At 60.7% G+C, this 22732-nt stretch carries 24 protein-coding genes and 1 pseudogene; 14 read left to right on the top strand and 11 right to left on the bottom strand.

Translation table 11 applies throughout. The annotated features are described in order from the left end of the window. Positions 1-49: 49 nt before the first annotated feature. The 4 genes from rng (at position 50) to tldD (ending at position 7822) form a co-directional block, all read left to right on the top strand. On the top strand, positions 50-1507 hold the full coding sequence (gene rng, locus ACV8MC_RS02520; protein ID WP_016771696.1) for a ribonuclease G: 1458 nt from the start codon (positions 50-52) through the stop codon (positions 1505-1507). A gap of 75 nt (positions 1508-1582) precedes the next feature. Next, a complete protein-coding gene (locus tag ACV8MC_RS02515) occupies positions 1583-5386 on the top strand; it encodes a YhdP family protein (RefSeq protein ID WP_457264363.1) in 3804 nt (1267 codons plus the stop codon). Positions 5387-5514: 128 nt separating this feature from the next. Next, positions 5515-6375 carry a carbon-nitrogen hydrolase family protein gene (locus ACV8MC_RS02510; RefSeq protein WP_056782936.1) on the top strand — a complete coding sequence of 287 codons (861 nt, stop codon included), beginning with the start codon at positions 5515-5517 and terminating at the stop codon, positions 6373-6375. A gap of 4 nt (positions 6376-6379) precedes the next feature. Beyond that, a complete protein-coding gene (gene tldD / locus ACV8MC_RS02505; RefSeq protein ID WP_016771693.1) occupies positions 6380-7822 on the top strand; it encodes a metalloprotease TldD in 1443 nt (480 codons plus the stop codon). Positions 7823-7873: 51 nt separating this feature from the next. Here the strand turns inward: tldD and yjgA are convergent, their stop codons facing one another. Further along, positions 7874-8398: a ribosome biogenesis factor YjgA gene (gene yjgA, locus ACV8MC_RS02500; protein ID WP_016771692.1), complete on the bottom strand. Its 525-nt coding sequence runs from the start codon at positions 8396-8398 to the stop codon at positions 7874-7876. 108 nt (positions 8399-8506) lie between these two features. Between yjgA and pmbA the strand changes: the two genes are divergently transcribed. From pmbA to ACV8MC_RS02475, 5 genes and pseudogenes are all read left to right on the top strand, one after another. Then, on the top strand, positions 8507-9853 hold the full coding sequence (gene pmbA, locus ACV8MC_RS02495; protein WP_024011613.1) for a metalloprotease PmbA: 1347 nt from the start codon (positions 8507-8509) through the stop codon (positions 9851-9853). Positions 9854-10105: 252 nt separating this feature from the next. After that, positions 10106-10186: pseudogene (locus ACV8MC_RS02490) on the top strand (FagA protein); the annotation flags it as partial. Positions 10187-10323: 137 nt separating this feature from the next. Beyond that, on the top strand, positions 10324-10764 hold the full coding sequence (locus ACV8MC_RS02485; protein WP_042608764.1) for a hypothetical protein: 441 nt from the start codon (positions 10324-10326) through the stop codon (positions 10762-10764). 1 nt (position 10765) lies between these two features. Beyond that, positions 10766-11377 carry a superoxide dismutase gene (locus ACV8MC_RS02480; protein WP_236169662.1) on the top strand — a complete coding sequence of 204 codons (612 nt, stop codon included), beginning with the start codon at positions 10766-10768 and terminating at the stop codon, positions 11375-11377. Positions 11378-11406: 29 nt separating this feature from the next. Beyond that, on the top strand, positions 11407-12300 hold the full coding sequence (locus tag ACV8MC_RS02475; protein WP_041477976.1) for a ZIP family metal transporter: 894 nt from the start codon (positions 11407-11409) through the stop codon (positions 12298-12300). A 34-nt stretch (positions 12301-12334) separates the two neighbouring features. On the opposite strand, the gene ACV8MC_RS02470 is transcribed toward ACV8MC_RS02475, so the two are convergent. The 10 genes from ACV8MC_RS02470 to ACV8MC_RS02425 form a co-directional block, all read right to left on the bottom strand. After that, positions 12335-12610: an HPr family phosphocarrier protein gene (locus ACV8MC_RS02470; protein ID WP_016771685.1), complete on the bottom strand. Its 276-nt coding sequence runs from the start codon at positions 12608-12610 to the stop codon at positions 12335-12337. 15 nt (positions 12611-12625) lie between these two features. Then, positions 12626-13483, bottom strand: coding sequence for an RNase adapter RapZ (gene rapZ, locus ACV8MC_RS02465; RefSeq protein ID WP_041477977.1), 858 nt, complete (start codon positions 13481-13483; stop codon positions 12626-12628). Positions 13484-13485: 2 nt separating this feature from the next. After that, positions 13486-13950 (bottom strand): PTS IIA-like nitrogen regulatory protein PtsN, encoded by a 465-nt coding sequence (gene ptsN / locus ACV8MC_RS02460; RefSeq protein WP_041477978.1) that lies wholly within the window; start codon positions 13948-13950, stop codon positions 13486-13488. A gap of 11 nt (positions 13951-13961) precedes the next feature. Beyond that, positions 13962-14270 (bottom strand): ribosome hibernation-promoting factor, HPF/YfiA family, encoded by a 309-nt coding sequence (gene hpf, locus ACV8MC_RS02455; protein WP_007912419.1) that lies wholly within the window; start codon positions 14268-14270, stop codon positions 13962-13964. A gap of 73 nt (positions 14271-14343) precedes the next feature. Continuing rightward, positions 14344-15834 carry an RNA polymerase factor sigma-54 gene (locus ACV8MC_RS02450; protein WP_041477979.1) on the bottom strand — a complete coding sequence of 497 codons (1491 nt, stop codon included), beginning with the start codon at positions 15832-15834 and terminating at the stop codon, positions 14344-14346. Positions 15835-16000: 166 nt separating this feature from the next. Beyond that, the gene (gene lptB / locus ACV8MC_RS02445) at positions 16001-16726 is read right to left on the bottom strand and encodes an LPS export ABC transporter ATP-binding protein (protein ID WP_024011621.1); all 726 of its coding nucleotides are present in this window, start codon (positions 16724-16726) and stop codon (positions 16001-16003) included. Beyond that, positions 16726-17271, bottom strand: a complete 546-nt coding sequence (lptA, locus tag ACV8MC_RS02440; RefSeq protein ID WP_016771679.1) for a lipopolysaccharide transport periplasmic protein LptA — start codon at positions 17269-17271, stop codon at positions 16726-16728. Before lptA ends, lptB begins: the two co-directional genes overlap by 1 nt. Beyond that, positions 17258-17830, bottom strand: a complete 573-nt coding sequence (lptC, locus tag ACV8MC_RS02435) for an LPS export ABC transporter periplasmic protein LptC (RefSeq protein WP_024011622.1) — start codon at positions 17828-17830, stop codon at positions 17258-17260. The genes lptA and lptC overlap by 14 nt, the downstream gene beginning before the upstream one ends. An 8-nt stretch (positions 17831-17838) precedes the next feature. Continuing rightward, a complete protein-coding gene (locus tag ACV8MC_RS02430) occupies positions 17839-18363 on the bottom strand; it encodes a KdsC family phosphatase (RefSeq protein WP_016771677.1) in 525 nt (174 codons plus the stop codon). Continuing rightward, positions 18363-19337 carry a KpsF/GutQ family sugar-phosphate isomerase gene (locus ACV8MC_RS02425; protein ID WP_041477981.1) on the bottom strand — a complete coding sequence of 325 codons (975 nt, stop codon included), beginning with the start codon at positions 19335-19337 and terminating at the stop codon, positions 18363-18365. Before ACV8MC_RS02425 ends, ACV8MC_RS02430 begins: the two co-directional genes overlap by 1 nt. A gap of 272 nt (positions 19338-19609) precedes the next feature. Here ACV8MC_RS02425 and ACV8MC_RS02420 point away from each other — a divergent pair, with 272 nt between their 5' ends. From ACV8MC_RS02420 to ACV8MC_RS02400, 5 genes are read left to right on the top strand one after another with little or no spacing between them, the layout of a single operon-like run. Next, the gene (locus tag ACV8MC_RS02420; protein WP_056782943.1) at positions 19610-20419 is read left to right on the top strand and encodes an ATP-binding cassette domain-containing protein; all 810 of its coding nucleotides are present in this window, start codon (positions 19610-19612) and stop codon (positions 20417-20419) included. Beyond that, a complete protein-coding gene (gene mlaE / locus ACV8MC_RS02415; protein ID WP_016771674.1) occupies positions 20419-21216 on the top strand; it encodes a lipid asymmetry maintenance ABC transporter permease subunit MlaE in 798 nt (265 codons plus the stop codon). Before ACV8MC_RS02420 ends, mlaE begins: the two co-directional genes overlap by 1 nt. Continuing rightward, the gene (gene mlaD, locus ACV8MC_RS02410; RefSeq protein ID WP_016771673.1) at positions 21216-21683 is read left to right on the top strand and encodes an outer membrane lipid asymmetry maintenance protein MlaD; all 468 of its coding nucleotides are present in this window, start codon (positions 21216-21218) and stop codon (positions 21681-21683) included. The genes mlaE and mlaD overlap by 1 nt, the downstream gene beginning before the upstream one ends. A gap of 11 nt (positions 21684-21694) precedes the next feature. Continuing rightward, a complete protein-coding gene (locus ACV8MC_RS02405) occupies positions 21695-22348 on the top strand; it encodes an MlaC/ttg2D family ABC transporter substrate-binding protein (RefSeq protein WP_076565863.1) in 654 nt (217 codons plus the stop codon). After that, positions 22345-22650 carry an STAS domain-containing protein gene (locus ACV8MC_RS02400; protein ID WP_076565864.1) on the top strand — a complete coding sequence of 102 codons (306 nt, stop codon included), beginning with the start codon at positions 22345-22347 and terminating at the stop codon, positions 22648-22650. Before ACV8MC_RS02405 ends, ACV8MC_RS02400 begins: the two co-directional genes overlap by 4 nt. Positions 22651-22732 lie beyond the last annotated feature (82 nt).

Genomic DNA, 22732 nt, shown 5'->3' with positions numbered 1-22732 from the left:
GAATCCAGATGCGGCCACTATCGTGAACATGCCTGAACGAGATCCTGCCATGAGTGAAGAGATTCTGATCAACATCACGCCGATGGAGTCGCGCGTGGCGGTGGTCGAAAACGGTGTGCTGCAAGAAGTCCACGTCGAGCGCACGCAGAAACGCGGGATCGTCGGCAACATCTATAAAGGCAAGATCGTTCGCGTCCTGCCGGGCATGCAGGCGGCATTTGTTGACATCGGCCTCGATCGTGCAGCTTTCATTCACGCCGCCGAAATCTCCCTGCGTGAAGGCCCGGCGGTGGAAAGCATCAGTTCGCTGGTGCACGAAGGCCAAAGTCTGGTGGTGCAAGTCACCAAAGACCCGATCGGCTCTAAAGGCGCACGCCTGACCACGCAACTGTCGATTCCTTCGCGTTATCTGGTGTACATGCCGCGCACCGCCCACGTCGGCATTTCCCTGAAGATCGAAGACGAAGCCGAGCGCGAGCGCCTCAAGCAGGTGGTCAGTGATTGCGTGGCCAAAGAAGGCATCAAGGAGGCCGGCGGTTTCATTCTGCGCACGGCCGCGGAAGGCGCGGGCGCTGATGAAATTCTCATGGACATCCGCTACCTGCGGCGCCTCTGGGACCAGATCAACGAGCAGATCAAGACCATCGCCGCGCCGAGCGTGATTTACGAAGACCTCGGCCTGGCCCTGCGCACCCTGCGTGACCTGGTCAATCCGAAAATCGAAAAGATCCGCATCGATTCCCGGGAAACCTTCCAGAAAACCACGCAGTTTGTCGCCGAACTGATGCCGGAAATCGCCGATCGTCTGGAACACTATCCGGGCGAGCGGCCGATCTTCGATCTGTACGGTGTCGAAGACGAAATCCAGCGCGCGCTGGAGCGCAAGGTGCCGCTGAAGTCCGGGGGGTATCTGGTGATCGATCCGGCGGAAGCCATGACCACCATCGACGTCAACACCGGGGCGTTCGTCGGTCATCGCAACCTCGAAGAAACCATTTTCAAGACCAATCTCGAAGCGGCCACGGCGATCGCCCGGCAGATGCGCCTGCGCAATCTCGGCGGGATCATCATCATCGACTTCATCGACATGGAAGATGAAGAGCACCAGCGTCAGGTCCTGCGCACTCTGGAGAAACAGCTGGAGCGCGACCACGCCAAGACCAACATCATCGGCATCACCGAGTTGGGCCTGGTGCAGATGACCCGCAAGCGCACCCGCGAAAGCCTTGAGCAGGTGCTGTGCGAACCGTGCAGCAGTTGTCAGGGACGCGGCAAGCTGAAGACCGCCGAAACCATCTGTTACGAGATCTTCCGCGAGATTCTGCGCGAGGCGCGGGCCTATCAGGCCGAGGGTTATCGGGTGCTGGCCAACCAGAAAGTGGTCGATCGTCTGCTTGATGAAGAGTCCGGTAACGTCGCCGAGCTTGAAGGCTTCATCGGTCGCACCATACGCTTCCAGGTGGAAACCATGTATTCCCAGGAACAATATGACGTGGTGCTGCTCTGAAACCCTGCATCACCCTTCATTCAACGCGGCTGGCCTCAGCTTTTCGCAGTTTTTTTGCCATGGGAGCCAACTGACATGGAGCGTCTGACACGCATTCTGGCCGCACTCACCCGCTGGGGGCTGGGCCTGTGCGCGTTGGTTCTGGTGTTGATGGCGTTGTACGTCAGCCTCGGCCGCGAGCTGACGCCACTGGTGGCCGAATACCGCGCCGACATCGAAGACAAGGCCAGCGCCGCCCTCGGCATGCCCTTGCAGATCGGTGAGCTGGAAGGCAACTGGAGCGGTTTCGCGCCGATCCTGCTGGCCCATGACGTGATGGTCGGCGACGGCGCCAACGCGCTGCGCCTCGACCGCGTACGGGTAGTGCCGGATATGTGGGGCAGCGTGTTGGCCCGCGAAGTACGCCTCGCGCATATCGAACTCAACGGTTTGAAGATCAGCCTCAAGGAAGCCGAAGACGGTACCTGGGCGCTGGAAGGGCTGCCGGTGCAGAAGGATCAGCCGTTCGATGCGGCGCAACTGTTCCAGCGCTCGCAGATGATCAGACAATTGTCGGTGCTCGACAGCCAGGTGACTCTGCAACCGCTCGATCACCCGCCCATGACGCTCACCTATGTCGGCCTCAATCTGCGTACCGGCGCCAGCCGCCAGCGTCTCGACGCGCGTCTGACCTTGCCCGATGGCCAGCCTGTCGCGCTGAGCCTGCGCAGCCAGCTGCGTCCCGATCAATGGCAGAACAGCGCCATCGAGGGTTATGCCAGCCTGCCGCAGAGCGACTGGTCGAAATGGCTTCCCGAGCGCCTGACCCAGCAATGGAATTTTTCCGAGATCAAGGCCGGCGGCGAACTCTGGGTCGATTGGTCCGAAGGCGCTTTGCAAAGCGCCGCGTTGCGCCTGAATGCGCCGCAAGTGACCGGTGCCTACGCCGAGCGCAAGCCGATCCAGATCAACAATCTGGCGCTCAACGCCTATTACCGCAACACAGCCGAAGGGGTGAAAGTCACCCTCGATTCACTGGCGATGAGCTTCGGCGAAACCCGCTGGGAATCCCATGTGCAGGTGCAGCAGACTCGCGCCAGCGCCAAGGCTGAAGAGCTCTGGCATCTGCAGGCCGATCGCCTCGATCTGACCCCGATCACGCCGCTGCTCAATGCGCTGGGGCCGTTGCCACAAAGCTTCGCCACAGTGGTCGAGCGTTTGAAGGTAACCGGCGGCCTGCGTAATGTGCTGCTGGACTTCCGCCCGACCGCCACCGATGGCAGCAAATTCGGCTTTGCCGCCAACCTCGACAATGTCGGTTTCGATGCCTACCACGGCGCTCCGGCGGCGCGCAACATCAGTGGCAGCCTGAGCGGCAACCTCGACGGCGGCGAGTTGCGCCTCGACAGCAAGGATTTCGTCCTGCACCTCGATCCGATTTTCGCCAAGCCATGGCAATACCTGCAGGCCAATGCGCGGCTGACCTGGAAGCTCGACAAGGATGGCTTCACCCTGATTGCGCCATACCTCAAGGTATTGGGCGAGGAGGGCAAGATTGCCGGCGATTTCCTCATTCGCCTGCACTTTGACCATAGCCAGGAAGACTACATGGACCTGCGCGTCGGCCTGGTTGATGGCGACGGTCGCTACACCGCGAAATACCTGCCGGCGGTGTTGAGCCCGGCGCTTGATGAGTGGCTGCGCACAGCGATCCTCAAAGGCGCAGTGGACCAGGGCTTCTTCCAGTATCAGGGCTCGCTGAGCAAGAACGCTGGCGAGGCTGATCGCAGCATCAGCCTGTTCTTCAAAGTGCACGACGCCGAGCTGGCGTTTCAGCCGGGCTGGCCGCATGTGAGCAAAGTCAGCGGCGATGTGTTCATCGAAGACAGCGGCGTGCGCATCTGGGCCAGCAAAGGCCAGTTGCTCGACACCCAAGTCAGCGATGTCTTCGTCAATATTCCTCATGTACCGGCCGGGCAGAACTCGCATTTGTTCCTGGATGGCGCATTTGCCGGTGGCCTGGGCGACGGCTTGAAGATTCTTCAGGATGCGCCGATCGGCACTGGTGAGACCTTTGCCGGTTGGGAGGGCGCGGGTGATCTGAATGGCAAGCTCAAGCTGGATATTCCGCTGGCCAAGGGCGAGCAGCCGAAAATCCTCGTCGATTTCAAAACGGCCAACGCGCGGCTGAAACTGGCCGAACCGAAGCTCGAACTGAGCCAGCTCAAGGGCGATTTCCGCTTCGACAGCAATAAAGGCCTCAGCGGCCAGAACATCTCTGCACGGGCCTTCGACAAACCGGTCACTGCGCAGATCTTCGCTGATGGCAGCCCCAACCAGATCAAGACCCGGGTTGCGGCGTCGGGGCAGGTTGAAGTGAAAAAGCTCACCGATTGGCTGGGCGTGACCCAGCCGTTGCCGGTGTCCGGGACGATTCCGTATCAGTTGCAGCTGAATCTTTCCGGGGCCGACAGCCAGTTGTTGGTCAGCTCCAGCCTCAAAGGCGTGGCGGTGGATCTGCCGGCGCCGTTCGGCATGACCGCCGATGTCGGACGCGACACGGTATTCCGCATGACCTTGCAAGGGCAGGAGCGGCGGTACTGGTTCAACTACGATCAACTGGCCAATTTCACTTTTGCCGCGCCGCCGAGCAATTTCGCCGACGGCCGTGGCGAACTGTTTCTCGGTGCTGGCGAAGCGGTGTTGCCGGGCGCCAAGGGCCTGCGCATACGCGGGGTGCTGTCGGAACTGGACGTCGCGCCGTGGCAGGATCTGGCCAGCAAGTACGCTGGCGGGGATCCGGGCGGCAGCGCCAAACAACTGCTCAGCAGTGCTGACATCAAGGTCGGCAAATTGACCGCGTTCGGCACCACGCTGGATCAGGCTTCGGTGCAGATCAATCGCAAGCCAGGCGCGTGGAACCTGGCGCTCGACAGCCAACAGGCCAAGGGCAGCGCCAGCCTGCCGGATGCCAAGGGCGTACCGATTGCGGTGAATCTGCAATACGTGAAACTGCCGGCGCCGGACCCGGCGGTGCAGGCTGACGAGAACGCGCCTGATCCATTGGCGTCGGTCGACCCGACGAAAATCCCGGCGCTGGATATCACCCTCAATCAGTTGTTCCTCGGCCCCGATCTGGTCGGTGGCTGGTCGCTGAAAGTGCGGCCGACCGCCAAGGGCATCGCGTTGAACAACCTCGACATGGGCCTCAAGGGTATCCTGCTGCAAGGCAACGGCGGCTGGGAAGGCGCGCCGGGGGCGACCAGCAGTTGGTACAAGGGCCGCATTGGCGGCAAGAATCTGGCCGACGTGCTCAAAGGCTGGGGCTTCGCGCCGAGCGTGACCAGCGAAGAATTCCATATGGATGTCGACGGCCGTTGGCCGGGCTCGCCGGCGTGGCTGGCGACCAAGCGCTTCTCCGGCACCCTCGATGCCTCGCTGAACAAAGGCCAGTTCGTTGAAGTGGAAGGCGGTGCTCAGGCGCTGCGGGTGTTCGGCCTGCTCAACTTCAACTCGATCGGCCGGCGCCTGCGTCTGGACTTCTCCGACCTGTTCGGCAAAGGCCTGAGCTACGACCGGGTCAAAGGTTTGCTGGTGGCGAACAATGGTGTCTACGTGACACGTGAGCCGATTCGCCTGACCGGGCCTTCGAGCAATCTGGAATTGGACGGCACGCTGGATCTGGTCGGTGACAAGGTCGATGCGAAATTGCTGGTGACACTGCCGGTGACCAACAACCTGCCGATCGCCGCGCTGCTCGTCGGCGCACCGGCGGTCGGCGGCGCGCTGTTCCTCATCGACAAGCTGATCGGCGACCGCGTCGCGCGCTTCGCCAGCGTCAAGTACACCGTCAAAGGCCCATGGAAAGAGCCGAAAATCACCTTCGACAAGCCTTTTTAACTAGCAGACACTACCCCTGTAGGAGCTGCCGAAGGCTGCGATCTTTTGATCTGGCTCTTAAAAAAAATCAACAGATCGCAGCCTTCGGCAGCTCCTACACAGTCATATGCAAATCCCGAGGAGCGGCCATGTCTTTAGCGGTGATTCAAATGGTCAGCCAGAGCGACGTGCCGGCCAATCTGGCCCAGGCCCGGCGCCTGCTTGAACAGGCCGCCGCCGGCGGGGCGAAACTCGCGGTGCTGCCGGAAAACTTCGCCGCCATGGGCCGTCGCGACGTCGCCGATATCGGCCGCGCCGAGGCCTTGGGCGAAGGGCCGATCCTGCCATGGTTGAAACAGACCGCCCGCGACCTCACCTTATGGATAGTCGCCGGCACGTTGCCGTTGCCACCGTTGGGTCAACCCACGGCCAAAGCCAATGCCTGCTCATTGCTGATCAACGAGCACGGCGAGGTGGTCGCGCGCTATGACAAGCTGCATCTGTTCGATGTCGATGTCGCCGACAATCGCGGCCGGTACCGTGAATCCGATGACTATGCTTATGGCGGTAATGTAGTGGTGGCGGATACGCCGGTGGGGCGAGTCGGTCTGAGCGTGTGTTACGACTTGCGTTTCCCGGAGCTGTACAGTGAATTGCGTGCCGCCGGTGCCGAATTGATTACTGCACCGTCGGCGTTTACGGCCGTGACCGGCGCCGCGCACTGGGATGTACTGATCCGCGCGCGGGCCATCGAAACACAGTGTTATATCCTGGCGGCCGCGCAGGGCGGCAGCCATCCCGGACCGCGTGAAACCTTCGGGCATGCGGCGATTGTCGACCCGTGGGGGCGCGTACTGGCCCAACAGGATCAAGGCGAGGCGGTGTTGCTGGCCGCCCGCGACAGCGATGAACAAGCGTCCATCCGGGCGCGCATGCCGGTGACGCGTCATCGGCGGTTTTTCTCGCAGGGCGCCCAGCGGCCTGCTTCAGAACACGAATTTAAGGCGTAAACCTATGAGCGAGTTGTTGTCCTCAGTCAGTGATCACCTGTTGGCACCCGGCGGTGTCACGATCGAGAGCCTGCAAGGCGTGCTCGGCGATCTGGCCGGACCGGGCATCGATGCCGCCGACCTGTATTTCCAGGGCCAGATTTCCGAGTCATGGGCGTTGGAAGACGGCATCGTCAAGGAAGGCAGCTTCAACCTCGATCAGGGTGTCGGCGTGCGTGCACAGTCCGGTGAGAAGACCGGTTTTGCCTACAGCAACGCGATCACCCTCGAGGCCCTCGGCGCAGCGGCCCGCGCCGCGCGTTCGATCTCCCGTGCCGGACAGAACGGCACCGTGCAGGCATTCACCAGCCAGGACGTCGCGCAGCTGTACGCGCCGGATAACCCGCTGGAAGTGCTCAGCCGCGCGGAAAAAGTCGAGTTGCTCAAACGCATCGACGTCGCCACCCGCGCACTCGATCCACGGATTCAGCAGGTCAGCGTGAGCATGGCCGGGGTCTGGGAGCGGATTCTGGTGGCCTCCACCGACGGTGGCCTGGCCGCCGACGTGCGACCGCTGGTGCGCTTCAATGTCAGCGTCATCGTTGAGCAGAACGGCCGGCGCGAACGCGGCGGGCATGGCGGCGGCGGGCGTACCGATTACCGCTACTTCCTCGCCGAAGACCGCGCCATGGGTTATGCCCGCGAAGCGCTGCGCCAGGCACTGGTCAACCTTGAAGCAATTCCAGCGCCGGCCGGTACCTTGCCGGTGGTGCTGGGTTCCGGCTGGTCCGGGGTGCTGCTGCACGAAGCGGTCGGTCACGGTCTGGAAGGCGATTTCAACCGCAAGGGCAGCTCGGCCTATAGCGGGCGCATGGGCGAAATGGTTGCCTCCAAGCTTTGCACCATCGTCGATGACGGCACCTTGAGCGGTCGTCGCGGTTCGCTGAGCGTCGATGACGAAGGCACACCAACCGAGTGCACCACGCTGATCGAAAACGGCGTGCTCAAGGGCTACATGCAAGACAAGCTCAATGCGCGGCTGATGGGCGTGGCGCGCACCGGTAACGGTCGTCGCGAATCCTATGCGCATCTGCCGATGCCACGCATGACCAACACCTACATGCTCGGTGGCGAAAGTGATCCGGCGGAAATCATCGCTTCGGTGAAGAAGGGCATCTACTGCGCCAACCTCGGCGGCGGTCAGGTCGATATCACCAGCGGCAAGTTCGTGTTCTCGACGAGCGAGGCTTATCTGATCGAGGACGGCAAGATCACCGCACCGGTCAAAGGCGCGACATTGATCGGCAACGGCCCCGAGGCGATGAGCCGGGTGTCGATGGTTGGTAACGATCTGGCGCTGGATAGCGGTGTGGGTACGTGCGGTAAGGATGGGCAGTCGGTGCCGGTGGGTGTCGGCCAGCCAACGCTGAAAATCGATGCGATTACCGTGGGTGGCACGGGCGCATAAGAACGGTGGGGCTTTCGGGTGGCGCGCAGGACGGCCACCCGGTGGCGATTTTCAACGCAGGCCGCGTTGAGTCTCGTCCAGCTCCCGAATGTATTTGAAGATCTTGCGGCTCGAAGCAGGTGGTTTGTTTTGCGCAACCTCATGCTGGGCCTGACGGATCAGGGAACGCAATTGCTGGCGATCGGCGTCCGGGTACTCGATGACGAATTTCTCCAGCACGGCGTCATCGCCCGCGATCAGGCGGTCACGCCAGCGTTCCAGATTATGGAAACGCTCGTTGTACTGGCGAGTGGAGGCATCGAGTTGATCGAGCAGAGTCAGAATCGCGTCAGTGTCCTGGTCGCGCATCAGTTTGCCGATGAACTGCAAATGCCGTTTACGCGCGATGTTCGCGGTGTGCTTGGGCGCATCGGCCAATGCCCGGCGCAAAGCGTCGGTCAACGGCAGTTTGGCGACCAGATCAGGCTTGAGTGTGGTCAGGCGCTCGCCGAGGTCAACCAGCGCATGCAACTCGCGTTTGACCTGAGATTTGCTTTTTTCTCCCGTATCGAGGGAGTCGTCGTAAGAATCAACCATGGTGGCAGTCCGCAAAGAAACGCCGCCATGATAACCAGTCGGGGGCCGCTTGTCCGGCCCGGTCGCTCGATGACCCCAGCCGAAAGCAGAATTTGAGTGGAGATGAGCATGAGTGCAGTTCAAAGCGTCGGCCCGCAGGCATTGCCGGCACTGCAAGAACAGGTCGAGCAGATCATCGCCGAAGCCAAGCGCCAAGGCGCCAGCGCCTGTGAAGTCGCGGTGTCGCTGGAGCAGGGGCTGTCGACCTCGGTGCGTCAGCGCGAGGTCGAAACCGTTGAATTCAATCGTGATCAGGGTTTTGGCATCACCCTGTACGTCGGCCAGCGCAAAGGCTCGGCCAGCACCTCGGCCACCGGGCCGGAGGCGATTCGTGAAACCGTCGCTGCAGCACTCGCGATAGCCAAACACACCTCCGAGGACGAAGCCTCGGGTCTGGCCGACGCCGCACTGATGGCCAGGGATGTGCAGGACTTCGACCTGTTCCACGAATGGGACATCACCCCGGAACAGGCCATCGAGAAGGCTTTGCTCTGCGAGGCAGCGGCGTTCGATGCCGATGCGCGGATCAAGAACGCCGACGGCACCACCCTCAGCACCCATCAGGGCTGCCGGGTTTATGGCAACAGCCACGGTTTCATCGGCGGTTACGCGTCGACCCGGCACAGCCTGAGTTGCGTGATGATCGCCGAAGCTGACGGGCAGATGCAGCGCGATTACTGGTATGACGTCAATCGCCAGGGCAGTCTGCTCGCCGATCCGGTGAGCATCGGCCAGCGTGCCGCGCAACGGGCGGCGAGCCGTCTGGGCGCGCGGCCGGTGCCGACCTGCGAAGTGCCGGTGCTGTTTTCCGCCGAACTGGCGGGCGGTCTGTTCGGCAGCTTCCTCTCGGCAGTATCCGGCGGCAGCCTGTATCGCAAATCGTCGTTTCTGGAAGGCACACTGGGGCAGAAGCTGTTCCCGGAATGGCTGACCATTGATGAGCGTCCGCATCTGATGCGTGCCATGGGCAGTGCTTCCTACGACGGTGATGGCCTGGCGACTTACGCGAAACCGTTCGTCGAAAAGGGCGAGTTGGTCTCCTACATCCTCGGCACCTATTCCGGACGGAAACTGGGCATGCCGAGCACCGCCAACGCGGGCGGGGTGCACAACCTGTTCGTCACCCATGGCGACGAGGATCAGGCAGCACTGCTCAAGCGCATGGGCCGGGGATTGCTGGTCACCGAGTTGATGGGCCATGGCCTGAACATGGTCACCGGTGACTATTCGCGCGGCGCTGCGGGCTTCTGGGTGGAAAACGGCGAGATCCAGTTCGCCGTGCAGGAAGTGACCATCGCCGGCAACATGCGTGACATGTTCAAGCAGATTGTCGCAGTGGGTAATGATCTGGAACTGCGCAGCAACATTCGCACCGGGTCTGTGTTGATCGAGCGGATGACTGTCGCCGGCAGCTAAGCCGCGAATCCGCCAACAAAAAAAGGCGCGCCATCCGTTGTGGATGGCGCGCCTTTTTTATTCGCTTCGCACAAATCCCCTGTGGGAGCGAGCCTGCTCGCGAAAGCGGTGGATCAGTTGCAAATGTGCTGGCTGACACGGCGCATTCGCGAGCAGGCTCGCTCCCACAAATGAACAGCGCAAACTCGAACGCTTGTTTTGGTTCTCATTATCATCTAATAATAAATCTCATTTCCGGACGAGTCACGGATCATGAGTTCTGCCTTGCACGAGCAGCCCTACCTCGAAAGCCGGCGCTGGATGAGTCGCCAGATCCGTTGCGCGCTAACGCCTGCAAGGAAGGCTGTGCGGTGATCGACGTCGCCCTGGAACACACCCGCCTGTCGCGCAGCCAGCTGAAAGAGTTGCTCAACCCCGAGAAACTCACCGCCGGCGGCGTGTAAACCCCGCAACCGCTTTGGAGGCTCATCATGGAGCACTGGAAACGCACGATCGAACGGGCCAATCGCTGCTTCATGCTGGGCGAACTGATCGACGCCCGCGAGGCTTACCTGCAAGCCCTGGCCCTGGCGCAAGTGTTGTTCGAACGCTGGGCGGATGCCGACGAAGCGGTGGCGGCCTGCGTCGTCTCACATCACAACCTGGCTGACCTGCATCTGCGCCTGAACCAACCGGAGGAGAGCGCCGAATATCTCTGTGCCATCCATCAACGTTTGTTGCAGACCATGCAGGACGAGCGCTTGCGTCCGGCCCTGCGTGAGGCGGCGCTGCGCCAGAGCAGCAAGACCTATGTCGAACTGTTGAACTTCATCAGCGAGCACGGCGAATACCCACGCACCCAGCGCCTGCTGCATCCGGACACCGGCAATGCCCGCCGCGCCTCAACTTCTCATCAGTATGGAGTCCATTGAAATGGCTTTTACCTTGCCTGCCTTGCCTTACGCCTACGATGCCCTCGAGCCGCACATCGATGCGCAGACCATGGAAATCCATTACACCAAGCATCACCAGACCTACATCAACAACCTCAACGCCGCCGTGGAAGGCACCGAGTTCGCCGAGTGGCCGGTGGAAAAACTCGTCGCCAGCGTGCAGCAACTGCCGGAAAAACTTCGCGCGGCGGTGATCAATCAGGGCGGCGGCCACGCCAACCATTCGCTGTTCTGGGAAGTGATGGTGCCCAACGGTGGCGGCAAGCCCAGCGGCGCGCTGGCCAAGGCCATCGACGAGCAACTGGGCGGACTCGACAGTTTCAGGGAAGCGTTCACCAAAGCCGCGCTGACCCGTTTTGGCAGCGGCTGGGCGTGGCTGAGCGTGACACCGGAGAAAAAACTGGTCGTGGAAAGCAGCGGCAACCAGGACAGCCCGTTGATGAACGGCAACACCCCGATCCTTGGCCTCGATGTCTGGGAGCACGCTTACTACCTGCGTTACCAGAACCGTCGCCCGGAATACATCAACGCGTTCTACAACGTGATCAACTGGCCGGAAGTTGCTGCGCGCTATCAGGCCGCACTGGTTTAAGCCTTCAATAAAAACAATCAGGGCTGACTATGGGCACGGAAACACTGGCGATTGGCAGTGGGCGCATGTTTCGTTACGCGGTGGGTTCGCTTTTGCTGTTGGCGGGTATGACTTTACTGGTCGCCCACGCTTTGCAATGGCTGAATCTGGAACCGAGGCTGTTACGTGCCTTGCAGGGCGGTGCCATCTGCGCCTTGGGCACGGCGCTTGGCGCGGTGCCGGTGCTGGTGATCCGCCGCATGCCGCAGGCACTCAGCGACACCTTGCTGGGATTTGGTGCCGGGGTGATGCTGGCGGCGACGGCGTTTTCGTTGATCGTGCCGGGCATAGCTGCAGCTGAGAGCCTTGGCCTGACGCCGTGGGCCGCCAGTGGCCTGATCTGCTTCGGCATCCTGCTCGGTGCGTTCGGTCTGTATCTGGTGGATCGGCGCATTTGCGGTGCCTCGCCGGAAATGCTCGTCGGCACGCTGGAGCATCCGGTAATTCCACCGCGAATCTGGCTGTTCGTGTTCGCCATCATCGCGCACAACATTCCGGAAGGCATGGCGGTTGGCGTATCTGCCGGAGGCGGGATGGCGGACGCCGACAGTCTGGCGATGGGCATTGCGTTGCAGGATGTGCCGGAAGGACTGGTGATTGCTCTGGTGCTGGCCGGGGCGGGAATGTCGCGGGTCAGGGCGTTTCTGATCGGCGCGGCGTCGGGGCTGGTCGAACCGATATTTGCGCTGCTGTGTGCGTGGCTCGTGAGTCTGGCTCAGGTGCTGTTGCCGTTGGGGCTGGCACTGGCGGCGGGGGCGATGTTGCTGGTGGTGACCCACGAAGTGATCCCGGAATCGCGCCGTCATGGGCATGACAAGCTGGCCAGTCTGGGCCTTCTGATCGGGTTTTGTCTGATGATGGTGATGGATACGGCGTTGGGGTGAATGGAGGCGAGGAACAGTGTCCCCGCCTCGAGGATTATTCACCTTCGTCGAAATACCTTTCGATCAGATCGACCAATGCGTCCATGGCTTCCTGAGCCTGTTCGCCTTCGGTGCTCAAATGGATCTTGGTGCCTTTACCCGCCGCGAGCATCATCATTGCCATGATGCTCTTGCCGTCGACAGTCGTTTCAGGTGTGCGTCCCACTCGGATCGTGCAGTCTGGATACTGACCCGCCACGCCGACAAATTTGGCCGATGCCCGGGCATGCAGGCCCAGCTTATTGATGATTTCGATTTCACGAGCAGGCATCGCGGTGTAAATCCTTTAGGTGAGGTCGCGGTGGCGAACCTGGACGTTCTTCAGGGTTTTCTGCAGGGCCTGACCCAGTCGTTCGGTCAGGTAGACGGAGCGGTGATGCCCGCCGGTGCAGCCAATGGCAATGGTGACGTAGGCGCGGTTGCTGGCGGCGAAGCGTGGCAGCCACTTGTTCAGGTAGGCGTAGATGTCCTGATACATTTCTTCGACATCCGGCTGCTGCGCCAGGTACTCGGCCACCGGTGCATCAAGGCCCGACTGAGCGCGCAGCTCCGGTTTCCAGTACGGATTGGGCAGGCAGCGCACGTCGAACACCAGGTCGGCGTCGACCGGCATGCCGCGCTTGAAGCCGAACGACTCGACCAGAAACGCCGTACCGGGCTCCGGTTGATTCAACAGGCGCAACTTGATGGTGTCGCGCAGTTGATACAGATTCAGACTGGTGGTGTTGATCTTCAGGTCGGCCAGATCGGCGATCGGACCGAGCAGGGCGGTTTCGTCGTGAATCGCCTCGGCCAGTGAGCGATTGGCGTTGCTCAGCGGGTGACGACGACGGGTCTCGGAAAAACGCTTGAGCAGGGTTTCTTCATCGGCGTCCAGGTACAGCACATCGCACTTGATATGCTTGGCACGCACGTCTTCGAGCAACTCAGGGAAACGTGACAGATGGCTGGGCAGGTTGCGCGCATCGATCGACACGGCGACCAGCGGCTGCGCCAGTTCTGTGTGAATCAGCGCTCGCTCGGCCAGTTCCGGCAGCAAACCGGCCGGCAGATTGTCGATGCAGTAGTAGCCGTTGTCCTCAAGGACATTCAGGGCGGTACTTTTACCCGAGCCCGAACGGCCACTGACAATGATCAAACGCATGATTAGTGCCCGTTCTGCTCGTCCAGTACGACCTGGTACAAGGCTTCATTGCTCGGAGCGCTGCGCAATTTGTCGCGCACTTCCTTGCGGTCGAGCATGCTGGCGATCTGGCGCAACAACTCCAGATGCGCGTCGGTTGCGGCTTCCGGGACCAGCAGTACGAACAACAGGTCCACCGGAGCGCCGTCGATGGCGTCGAAATCGATCGGGGCTTCGAGGTGCAGCAGGGCGCTCACTGGCCCCGCGCAGCCCTTGAGGCGGCAGTGGGGAATGGCGATGCCGTTGCCAAAACCGGTGGAGCCGAGTTTTTCACGGGCGATCAGCGCCTCGAAGACATCCTGCATCGCCAGATCCGGCACTTCGCGGTGGATCAGGTTGGCAATCTGTTCGAGGGCTTTTTTCTTGCTGCCGCCCGGCGCGTTCACTTGGGAACGGCCGGGGGTCAGGATGGTTTCAAGTCGGATCATGGATAGGGGTGTTAACGACCGGTCGCGCCCTGGAGGAGGCTCTGGGTCTTTTCCTTATGCTTTTTGAGTTGGCGATCCAGCTTGTCGGTAAGTGAGTCGATCGCAGCGTACATGTCGGTATCTTCTGCGTTTGCGACCACTTCACTGCCGGGGATATGCAAGGTGGCTTCGATCTTCTGTTTCAGCTTTTCGACGCACATCGTGACCTGCACGTTGGTGATCTTGTCGAAATGTCGCTCCAGTCGCTGGAGTTTTTCCTCGATGTAGGAACGCAGAGGTTGGGTCACTTCCAGTTGGTGTCCACTGATGTTGACTTGCATACAGCTTCTCCTTCGTTGCCAGTGCATAAAGCGGCAGGCCGAAAAGCCTGCCACTGGAACGCTGTAACGTGGCTTACATCAACCGCTTGCGTTCGCTCGAAGGCGCGATTCCGAGGGATTCGCGGTACTTGGCGACGGTGCGGCGAGCCACCTGAATGCCTTGTGCCTCCAGTAAACCAGCGATCTTGCTGTCACTCAACGGCTTTTTCTGATTTTCCGCAGCGACCAGTTTCTTGATGATCGCGCGGATCGCCGTGGACGAGCATTCGCCGCCTTCGGAGGTGCTGACGTGGCTGGAGAAAAAGTATTTCAGCTCATAAATACCGCGCGGGGTATGCATGAATTTTTGTGTGGTCACCCGGGAAATCGTCGATTCGTGCATGCCGACCGCTTCGGCGATGTCATGCAATACCAACGGCTTCATTGCTTCGTCGCCGTACTCGAGGAAGCCGCGCTGATGTTCGACGATCTGCGTGGCCACTTTCATCAGGGTTTCGTTGCGGCTCTGCAGGCTCTTGATGAACCAGCGGGCCTCCTGCAACTGGTTGCGCATGAAAGTGTTGTCGGCGCTGGTGTCGGCACGCTTCACAAAACCGGCGTACTGGGCGTTGACGCGCAGGCGAGGCACCGATTCCTGGTTCAGCTCGACCAGCCAGCGCTCGTTGTCCTTGCGCACGATCACGTCGGGAATGACGTATTCGGCTTCGGTCGACTCGATCTGTGAGCCGGGACGCGGATTGAGGCTCTGCACCAGTTCGATGACCTGGCGCAGCTCGTCTTCCTTGAGCTTCATCCGGCGCATCAACTGGCTGTAATCGCGGCTGCCGAGCAGGTCGATGTAATCGGCGACCAGACGCTTGGCCTCGGTCAGCCACGGCGTCTTCGCGGGCAGCTGGCGCAATTGCAGCAGCAGGCATTCGCTGAGGTTGCGTGCGCCGATACCGGCGGGCTCGAATTGCTGGATGCGATGCAGGACAGCTTCGATTTCGTCGAGCTCGATGTCCAGTTCCGGGTCGAACGCTTCAAGAATCTCTTCGAGTGTTTCGTCCAGATAGCCCTGATTGTTGATGCAGTCGATCAGAGTCACGGCGATCAGGCGATCGGTGTCGGACATCGGTGCCAGGTTCAGTTGCCAGAGCAGATGGCTTTGCAGGCTCTCGCCGGCCGACGTGCGGGTGGTGAAATCCCACTCATCGTCATCGCTGCTCGGCAGGCTGCTGGCGCTGGTCTGGTAGACGTCTTCCCAGGCAGTATCCACTGGCAGTTCGTTGGGGATACGCTCGTTCCAATCGCCATCCTCGAGGTTATCCACCGTCGGGGCGGTTTCCTGGTAGGAGGGTTCCTGGATTTCGGCGGGCTTCTGTTCGGCGTTGTCGGCCAGCGGATCGGCATTGTCGAAGTCGTCGCCTTCTTCCTGGCGCTCGAGCATCGGATTGGATTCCAGAGCCTCCTGGATCTCCTGTTGCAGGTCCAGGGTCGACAATTGGAGCAGGCGGATGGCCTGTTGCAGCTGCGGTGTCATCGTCAGCTGCTGGCCCATTCTCAAGACTAGCGATGGTTTCATGGCAGGGGCTTAACACCTTATTCGCCGGCGCTTTGCGCCATCCACTACAGGGCGCCGAAGCGCCAAACTTAAGCAAATTATATGCCTGAAACTGAAGTGTTTGCCTAGAGCGCTGTAACAATTAAAGCGGATAAATGCGCCTTGAATCGATACAGCGCTGTCGCGCTTACAGGCGGAACTCGTGACCCAGATACACTTCCTTGACCAGATCGTTGGCCAGGATGGTCTCGGCATCGCCTTCAGCGATCAGTTGACCGTCGTTGACGATGTAAGCGGTTTCGCAGATATCCAGCGTCTCACGCACGTTGTGGTCGGTGATCAGCACACCGATGCCCTTGGCCTTGAGGTGATGGATGATCTGCTTGATGTCGCCGACCGAGATCGGGTCGACACCGGCGAACGGTTCGTCGAGCAGGATGAACTTGGGTGCAGTGGCCAGGGCGCGAGCGATTTCCACCCGGCGACGCTCACCGCCGGACAGGCTCATGCCGAGGTTGTCGCGGATGTGGCTGATGTGGAATTCCTGCAGCAGGCTTTCCAGCTCCTTGCGACGACCGGCCTTGTCCAGCTCCGGACGGGTCTCGAGGATCGCCATGATGTTGTCGGCGACCGACAGTTTGCGGAAGATCGACGCTTCTTGCGGCAGATAGCCGATACCGGCCTTGGCGCGGCCGTGCATCGGCTGGTGGCTGACGTCCAGATCATCGATCAGCACACGGCCCTGATCTGCCTGCACCAGGCCAACGATCATGTAGAAGCACGTAGTCTTGCCGGCGCCGTTCGGGCCGAGCAAGCCGACGATCTGCCCGCTGTCGATCGACAGGCTGACGTCACGCACGACCTGGCGGCTTTTATAGGCCTTGGCCAGATGCTGAGCTTTCAGAGTTGCCATTACTGGGATTTCTCTTCGGTTTTCTTCTTCGGCTGGATCACCATGTCGATGCGCGGACGCGATTCGGTGACCTTGCTGCCCGTGGCGCGACCGGCGCTGGCCAGTTTCTTCACGGTGTCGTAGACGATTTTTTCGCCCTGGGTGACGTTGTTATCCTTGTCGATAACCTTGGCCTTGTCGATCAGCACCACCCGGTTCTGCTGGGCGTGGTATTGAATCGTCACGCCGTAGCCCTTGACCGGGTTGGCGTCGCCCTGGGTCTGCAACTGCTCGAAGTAAGCCAGGTTGCCTACCGAGGTCACCACGTCGATGTCGCCATTGGGCGCGCGCGTCATGGTCACGGTGTTGCCTTTAACGATCATCGAGCCTTGGGTAATGATCACGTCACCTTTATAGGTGGCGATGCCATTCTTGTCGTCCAGTTGGGCGTCGTCGGCCTGAATGCGGATAGGCTGCTGCTGATCGTTCGGCAGGGACCAGGCGCTCGCGCTTCCCAGTGCTGCGCCCAGACTGAGCAAAATAGGGAGGGTTTTAACGAGCCTCATACTGTCCTCTTACGTTCGATTGCAGGTGTATCCTGCTGTCCTTCAGGTACGCTTTCATTCCGACGCCAGTCGATACGCCGCCAGCGCCCTCGATTCTAACGGGTTGCGCGGTCTGCGCATATTCTTGCTGCGGGAACACGGTCATGCGGGTGCTGGTGATCAGGGTGCCGCGCTGTTTCTCATCGGTGCGCTGTACGCGTACCGAATCGATCAATTCAACTTCGGTGCCGCCCGAATTCACTTCGCCGCGCTCGCTGGTCACGTGCCACGGGAAGTCGGTGCCGCGGTACATGTTCAAATCAGGCTTGGTTACCAGAGTGACATCGGTGGCCTTGACGTGCTCGGCCTTGTCGGAGGTCATCTCGTACTGCACCTTGCCGTCGGGCAGGTATTGAATGGTATGCGTGTTGGTCGCGTACCAGTCGATCGGATTCTCGGCGGCCGAGACCGGCGGCTTGTCGAGGAAGCGCTCCGGGCTGATGTTCCAGTAGCCGACCGCAGCGAAAATCGCCGCGATGCAGCCGAACAGCAGGAAATTGCGAAACTTTTTGCTAAACATGGTCAGGCTCACAGGTACGCGGCGTTGGCCGCTTCGAGGCGGCCCTGGGCGCGCAGGATCAATTCGCAGAATTCGCGGGCGGCACCTTCGCCGCCACGGGCGCGGGTAACGCCGTGGGCGTGTTCGCGGACGAAATCGGCAGCGTTGGCCACCGCCATGCCCAGCCCTACACGGCGGATCACCGGCAAGTCTGGCAGATCGTCACCGAGATAGGCGACTTCTTCATAGCTTAGGCCCAGTTGCGCGAGCAGACCGTCGAGTACCACCAGTTTGTCCTCGCGCCCCTGAAACAGATGCGGGATGCCGAGGTTTTTCGCGCGGCGCTCGACCACCGGGGTCTTGCGACCACTGATGATCGCCGTCTGCACGCCGGCATTCATCAGCATCTTGATGCCCTGGCCGTCGAGCGTGTTGAAGGTCTTGAACTCGCTGCCGTCTTCGAGGAAGTACAGGCGCCCGTCGGTGAGCACACCGTCGACGTCGAACACTGCCAGTTTGATCGCTTTGCCGCGTTGCAGCAGATCGTTGCTCATTACATGACTCCTGCGCGCAGCAGATCGGAGAGGTTGAAGGCGCCGATCGGGCGATCCTCCTCGTCGACGACTACCAGGGCGTTGATTCGATGGTCTTCCATGATTTTCAGGGCTTCGGCGGCGAGCATGTCGGGCCGGGCGGTCTTGCCGTGTGCAGTCATCACCTGGTCGATGGTGGCGCTGCGGATGTCGATGGCGCGATCCAGCGTGCGGCGCAAATCACCGTCGGTGAAGATCCCGGCGAGCTTGCCATCGGCCTCAATAATAGCGGTCATGCCCAGACCCTTGCGGGTCATTTCCATCAGCGCGTCCTTGAGCAGGGTACCGCGTTGTACCTGCGGCAGCTCCTGTCCGGCGTGCATGACGTTTTCGACTTTCAGCAGCAGGCGACGGCCAAGGGCACCGCCAGGATGCGAGAACGCGAAATCTTCAGCGGTGAAACCACGAGCTTCCAGCAGCGCCACGGCCAGGGCATCGCCCATGACCAGTGCGGCCGTGGTCGAAGAGGTCGGTGCCAGATTCAGCGGGCAGGCTTCGTGCTCGACATGCACATTGAGATTGACCTCGGCAGCCTTCGCCAATGGCGACTGTGGATTGCCGGTGACGCTGATCAGCTGGATACCCAGGCGTTTGATCAATGGCAGCAGCGTTACGATTTCGTTGGTCGAGCCGGAGTTCGACAGGGCCAGAATCACATCGTCGCGGGTGATCATGCCCATGTCGCCGTGGCTGGCTTCGGCCGGATGCACGAAAAACGCAGGAGTACCGGTGCTGGCCAGGGTGGCGGCGATCTTGTTGCCGACGTGCCCGGATTTGCCCATGCCGACCACGACCACACGGCCCTTGCTGGCCAGAATCATCTCGCAAGCGCGTACGAAATCGGCGTCGATATGGGCCATCAAGCCTTGGACGGCTTCCACTTCGAGGCGGATGGTGCGTTGTGCCGATTGAATCAGGTCGCGGGTTTTGCTCATGTCAGAATCGTATGGGCCGATGAAAAGGCGGCGATTATAGCGGTTATGTGGCAAAGCCTCACGCAAGTTCGACGTGCTTTGTCATTACTGGTTACCAAAACCCTCTGAAACTCGCTCAGGCCCTCTTCGGTCGGCGATCTTGGCCGGGTTCTCGCTTGGGCGCTCAGCCTTTGGAGTGATATAGTTCGCCGCCAGTTCGGCCTGCCCGGGATGCAGGTGTTTCCGAGGAAAGTCTGGCATCCCAGTGAGAGGCTGCATCGCAAGGAGTTTAGATGAGTGCCGATAACGCCTACGCGGTCGAGCTGAAGGGAGTCTCCTTCAAGCGCGGTGCGCGGAGCATTTTCAATAACGTCGATATCCGCATCCCGCGCGGCAAGGTCACCGGCATCATGGGGCCTTCCGGCTGCGGCAAGACTACGCTGCTGCGCCTGATGGGCGCGCAGTTGCGGCCGTCCGGCGGCGAAGTCTGGGTCAACGGGCAGAACCTGCCGACGCTGTCGCGCAGTGATCTGTTCGATGCGCGCAAGCACATGGGCGTGCTGTTTCAGAGCGGTGCGCTGTTCACCGACCTCGATGTGTTCGAGAACGTGGCCTTTCCGCTGCGGGTGCACACGCAACTGCCGGAAGACATGATTCGCGACATCGTCCTGCTGAAATTGCAGGCCGTGGGGCTGCGTGGCGCCATCGACCTGATGCCGGACGAACTGTCCGGCGGCATGAAGCGCCGCGTGGCGCTGGCCCGGGCGATTGCCCTCGATCCGCAAATTCTCATGTACGACGAGCCCTTCGTGGGCCAGGACCCGATCGCCATGGGCGTGCTGGTGCGCCTGATCCGCCTGCTCAACGATGCACTGGGAATCACCAGCATCGTGGTCTCGCACGACCTGGCGGAAACGGCGAGCATTGCCGACTACATCTATGTCGTGGGCGATGGTCAGGTGCTGGGGCAGGGCACGCCGGATGAGCTGATGAATTCGGATGACCCGCGTATCCGTCAGTTCATGACCGGTGATCCCGATGGCCCGGTGCCGTATCACTTTCCAGCGACGGATTACCGCGCAGATCTTCTGGGGAAGCGTTGATGCGCAGAATTTCATTGATGGAACGCGTGCGTCGGTTCGGCGAATCGGCGATCGACGCGGTCGCGGTGTTTGGTCGGGCGACCCTGTTCCTGTTTCACGCCCTGCTGGGCCGTGGCGGTATCAGCGGTGGGTTCGGCCTGTTGGTCAAGCAACTGCATTCGGTCGGCGTCATGTCGCTGGTGATCATCGTGGTCTCCGGCATTTTCATCGGCATGGTCCTGGCGTTGCAGGGCTTCAGCATTCTTTCCAGCTATGGTTCAGAGCAGGCGGTGGGGCAGATGGTCGCCCTGACACTGCTGCGTGAACTGGGGCCGGTGGTCACGGCGTTGCTGTTTGCCGGCCGGGCCGGTTCGGCGTTGACCGCCGAGATCGGCAACATGAAATCCACCGAGCAGCTGTCCAGCCTGGAAATGATCGGTGTCGATCCGCTCAAGTACATCATTGCCCCGCGCCTGTGGGCCGGCTTCATTTCCCTGCCGGTGCTGGCGATGATCTTCAGCGTCGTCGGCATCTGGGGCGGTTCGTGGGTCGCAGTCGACTGGCTGGGCGTTTATGAAGGCTCGTACTGGGCGAACATGCAGAACAGCGTCAACTTCACCAGTGATGTGCTCAATGGCGTGATCAAAAGTGTCGTTTTCGCCTTTGTGGTGACCTGGATCGCCGTATTCCAAGGCTATGACTGTGAACCCACTTCCGAGGGGATCAGTCGTGCCACCACCAAGACCGTGGTGTTTGCCTCGCTGGCAGTGCTCGGCCTGGACTTTATTCTGACCGCTTTGATGTTTGGAGATTTCTGATGCAAAACCGCACCCTGGAAATCGGTGTCGGCCTGTTCCTGCTGGCAGGGATCCTGGCTTTGCTGCTGCTCGCCTTGCGCGTCAGCGGCCTGTCTCCGACTTCGTCCACCGACACTTACAAGTTGTATGCGTATTTCGACAATATCGCCGGTCTGACGGTCAGAGCCAAAGTGACCATGGCCGGTGTGACCATCGGCAAGGTCACCGCTATTGATCTGGATCGCGACAGCTTCACCGGTCGGGTCACGCTGCAAGTGGATAAAAAGGTCGACAACCTGCCGGTCGATTCGACTGCATCTATCCTCACCGCGGGTCTGCTGGGCGAGAAATACATCGGTATCAGCGTCGGTGGTGAAGACACCCAGTTGAAAGACGGTGGAACCATCCACGACACGCAGTCGTCACTGGTACTGGAAGACCTGATCGGTAAATTCCTGCTCAATACCGTTAGCAAAGACGCCAAATGAGGAGCTTTTGAATGATCTCTATCTTGCGACGTGGCCTGTTGGTGTTGCTCGCGGCCCTGCCGTTGATGGCTAACGCTGCACCGGGGCAATCGGCTCATGACCTGATTCAGGACACCACGAACCGGATGCTTGCCGACTTGCAGGCAAATAAAGAGAAGTACAAGCAGGATCCGCAGGATTTCTATGCGGCGCTCAACAGCATTGTGGGGCCGGTGGTGGATGCCGAGGGCATCTCCAAAAGCATCATGACCGTGAAGTATTCGCGCAAGGCCACGCCTGAGCAGATGCAGCGCTTTCAGGAAAACTTCAAGCGCGGTCTGTTCCAGTTCTATGGCAACGCTCTGCTGGAATACAACAACCAGGGCATCACGGTTGATCCGGCCAAAGACGAATCGGGCGACCGCACCAGCGTCAACATGACCGTCAAGGGCAGCAATGGCGCGATCTATCCGGTGCAGTACACGCTTGAGAAGATCAGCGGCGAGTGGAAGCTGCGTAACGTGATCATCAACGGCATCAACATCGGCAAGCTGTTCCGTGACCAGTTCGCCGACGCCATGCAACGCAATGGCAACGATCTGGACAAGACCATCGATGGCTGGGCCGGTGAAGTGGCCAAGGCCAAGCAGGAAACCGACAAAGCCGCCGCGAAGCCAGCGCAATGAGTGAGGCGGCAGTTCGTATGAGTGATGTCGACGAGCTGGTGCTCAGCGGCGTGCTGGATTACCGCACCGGGCCTGAGCTGCGCAAGGAAGGGCAGGCGCTGATCAAGTCGAGCAAGGCGTCCGCGCTGGTCATCGATTGTTCGGCGGTGCAGAAGTCCAGCAGCGTCGGCCTGTCGTTGCTGCTGTGCTTCATGCGCGATGCGCAGGCGGCCGGCAAGGCAGTCAGCATCCGTGCGATGCCTGATGACATGCGCGAAATCGCTCAGGTCAGTGAACTGACCGAGCTGTTGGCGCAACCCTGAACCATCATCTATAAAGAAGCCCCCCGTCAGAGTCCTGCGTTGCGGGGTTCGCAGGCGCGGGGCTTTTTTGTATGATGTCCGA

This window comes from Pseudomonas sp. PK-RTE-24 (assembly GCF_054052265.1).
The sequence above is the reverse complement of the archived record's forward strand: the minus strand, read 5'-3'. Positions and strand labels throughout refer to the sequence as shown.

Excerpts from the sequence above, each read along its gene's own strand:
- mlaE (WP_016771674.1), top strand. The coding sequence starts at position 20,419 with ATGCGCAGAATTTCATTGATGGAACGCGTGCGTCGGTTCGGCGAATCG.
- lptB (WP_024011621.1), bottom strand. The coding sequence starts at position 16,726 with ATGGCAACTCTGAAAGCTCAGCATCTGGCCAAGGCCTATAAAAGCCGC.
- yjgA (WP_016771692.1), bottom strand. The coding sequence starts at position 8,398 with ATGGTTGATTCTTACGACGACTCCCTCGATACGGGAGAAAAAAGCAAA.
- ACV8MC_RS02515 (WP_457264363.1), top strand. The coding sequence starts at position 1,583 with ATGGAGCGTCTGACACGCATTCTGGCCGCACTCACCCGCTGGGGGCTG.
- ACV8MC_RS02405 (WP_076565863.1), top strand. The coding sequence starts at position 21,695 with ATGATCTCTATCTTGCGACGTGGCCTGTTGGTGTTGCTCGCGGCCCTG.
- tldD (WP_016771693.1), top strand. The coding sequence starts at position 6,380 with ATGAGCGAGTTGTTGTCCTCAGTCAGTGATCACCTGTTGGCACCCGGC.
- ACV8MC_RS02420 (WP_056782943.1), top strand. The coding sequence starts at position 19,610 with ATGAGTGCCGATAACGCCTACGCGGTCGAGCTGAAGGGAGTCTCCTTC.
- rng (WP_016771696.1), top strand. The coding sequence starts at position 50 with ATGAGTGAAGAGATTCTGATCAACATCACGCCGATGGAGTCGCGCGTG.
- lptC (WP_024011622.1), bottom strand. The coding sequence starts at position 17,830 with ATGTTTAGCAAAAAGTTTCGCAATTTCCTGCTGTTCGGCTGCATCGCG.
- mlaD (WP_016771673.1), top strand. The coding sequence starts at position 21,216 with ATGCAAAACCGCACCCTGGAAATCGGTGTCGGCCTGTTCCTGCTGGCA.
- ACV8MC_RS02475 (WP_041477976.1), top strand. The coding sequence starts at position 11,407 with ATGGGCACGGAAACACTGGCGATTGGCAGTGGGCGCATGTTTCGTTAC.
- ptsN (WP_041477978.1), bottom strand. The coding sequence starts at position 13,950 with ATGATCCGACTTGAAACCATCCTGACCCCCGGCCGTTCCCAAGTGAAC.
- ACV8MC_RS02485 (WP_042608764.1), top strand. The coding sequence starts at position 10,324 with ATGGAGCACTGGAAACGCACGATCGAACGGGCCAATCGCTGCTTCATG.
- ACV8MC_RS02450 (WP_041477979.1), bottom strand. The coding sequence starts at position 15,834 with ATGAAACCATCGCTAGTCTTGAGAATGGGCCAGCAGCTGACGATGACA.
- ACV8MC_RS02480 (WP_236169662.1), top strand. The coding sequence starts at position 10,766 with ATGGCTTTTACCTTGCCTGCCTTGCCTTACGCCTACGATGCCCTCGAG.
- lptA (WP_016771679.1), bottom strand. The coding sequence starts at position 17,271 with ATGAGGCTCGTTAAAACCCTCCCTATTTTGCTCAGTCTGGGCGCAGCA.
- ACV8MC_RS02510 (WP_056782936.1), top strand. The coding sequence starts at position 5,515 with ATGTCTTTAGCGGTGATTCAAATGGTCAGCCAGAGCGACGTGCCGGCC.
- ACV8MC_RS02470 (WP_016771685.1), bottom strand. The coding sequence starts at position 12,610 with ATGCCTGCTCGTGAAATCGAAATCATCAATAAGCTGGGCCTGCATGCC.
- pmbA (WP_024011613.1), top strand. The coding sequence starts at position 8,507 with ATGAGTGCAGTTCAAAGCGTCGGCCCGCAGGCATTGCCGGCACTGCAA.
- ACV8MC_RS02425 (WP_041477981.1), bottom strand. The coding sequence starts at position 19,337 with ATGAGCAAAACCCGCGACCTGATTCAATCGGCACAACGCACCATCCGC.
- ACV8MC_RS02400 (WP_076565864.1), top strand. The coding sequence starts at position 22,345 with ATGAGTGAGGCGGCAGTTCGTATGAGTGATGTCGACGAGCTGGTGCTC.
- hpf (WP_007912419.1), bottom strand. The coding sequence starts at position 14,270 with ATGCAAGTCAACATCAGTGGACACCAACTGGAAGTGACCCAACCTCTG.
- rapZ (WP_041477977.1), bottom strand. The coding sequence starts at position 13,483 with ATGCGTTTGATCATTGTCAGTGGCCGTTCGGGCTCGGGTAAAAGTACC.
- ACV8MC_RS02430 (WP_016771677.1), bottom strand. The coding sequence starts at position 18,363 with ATGAGCAACGATCTGCTGCAACGCGGCAAAGCGATCAAACTGGCAGTG.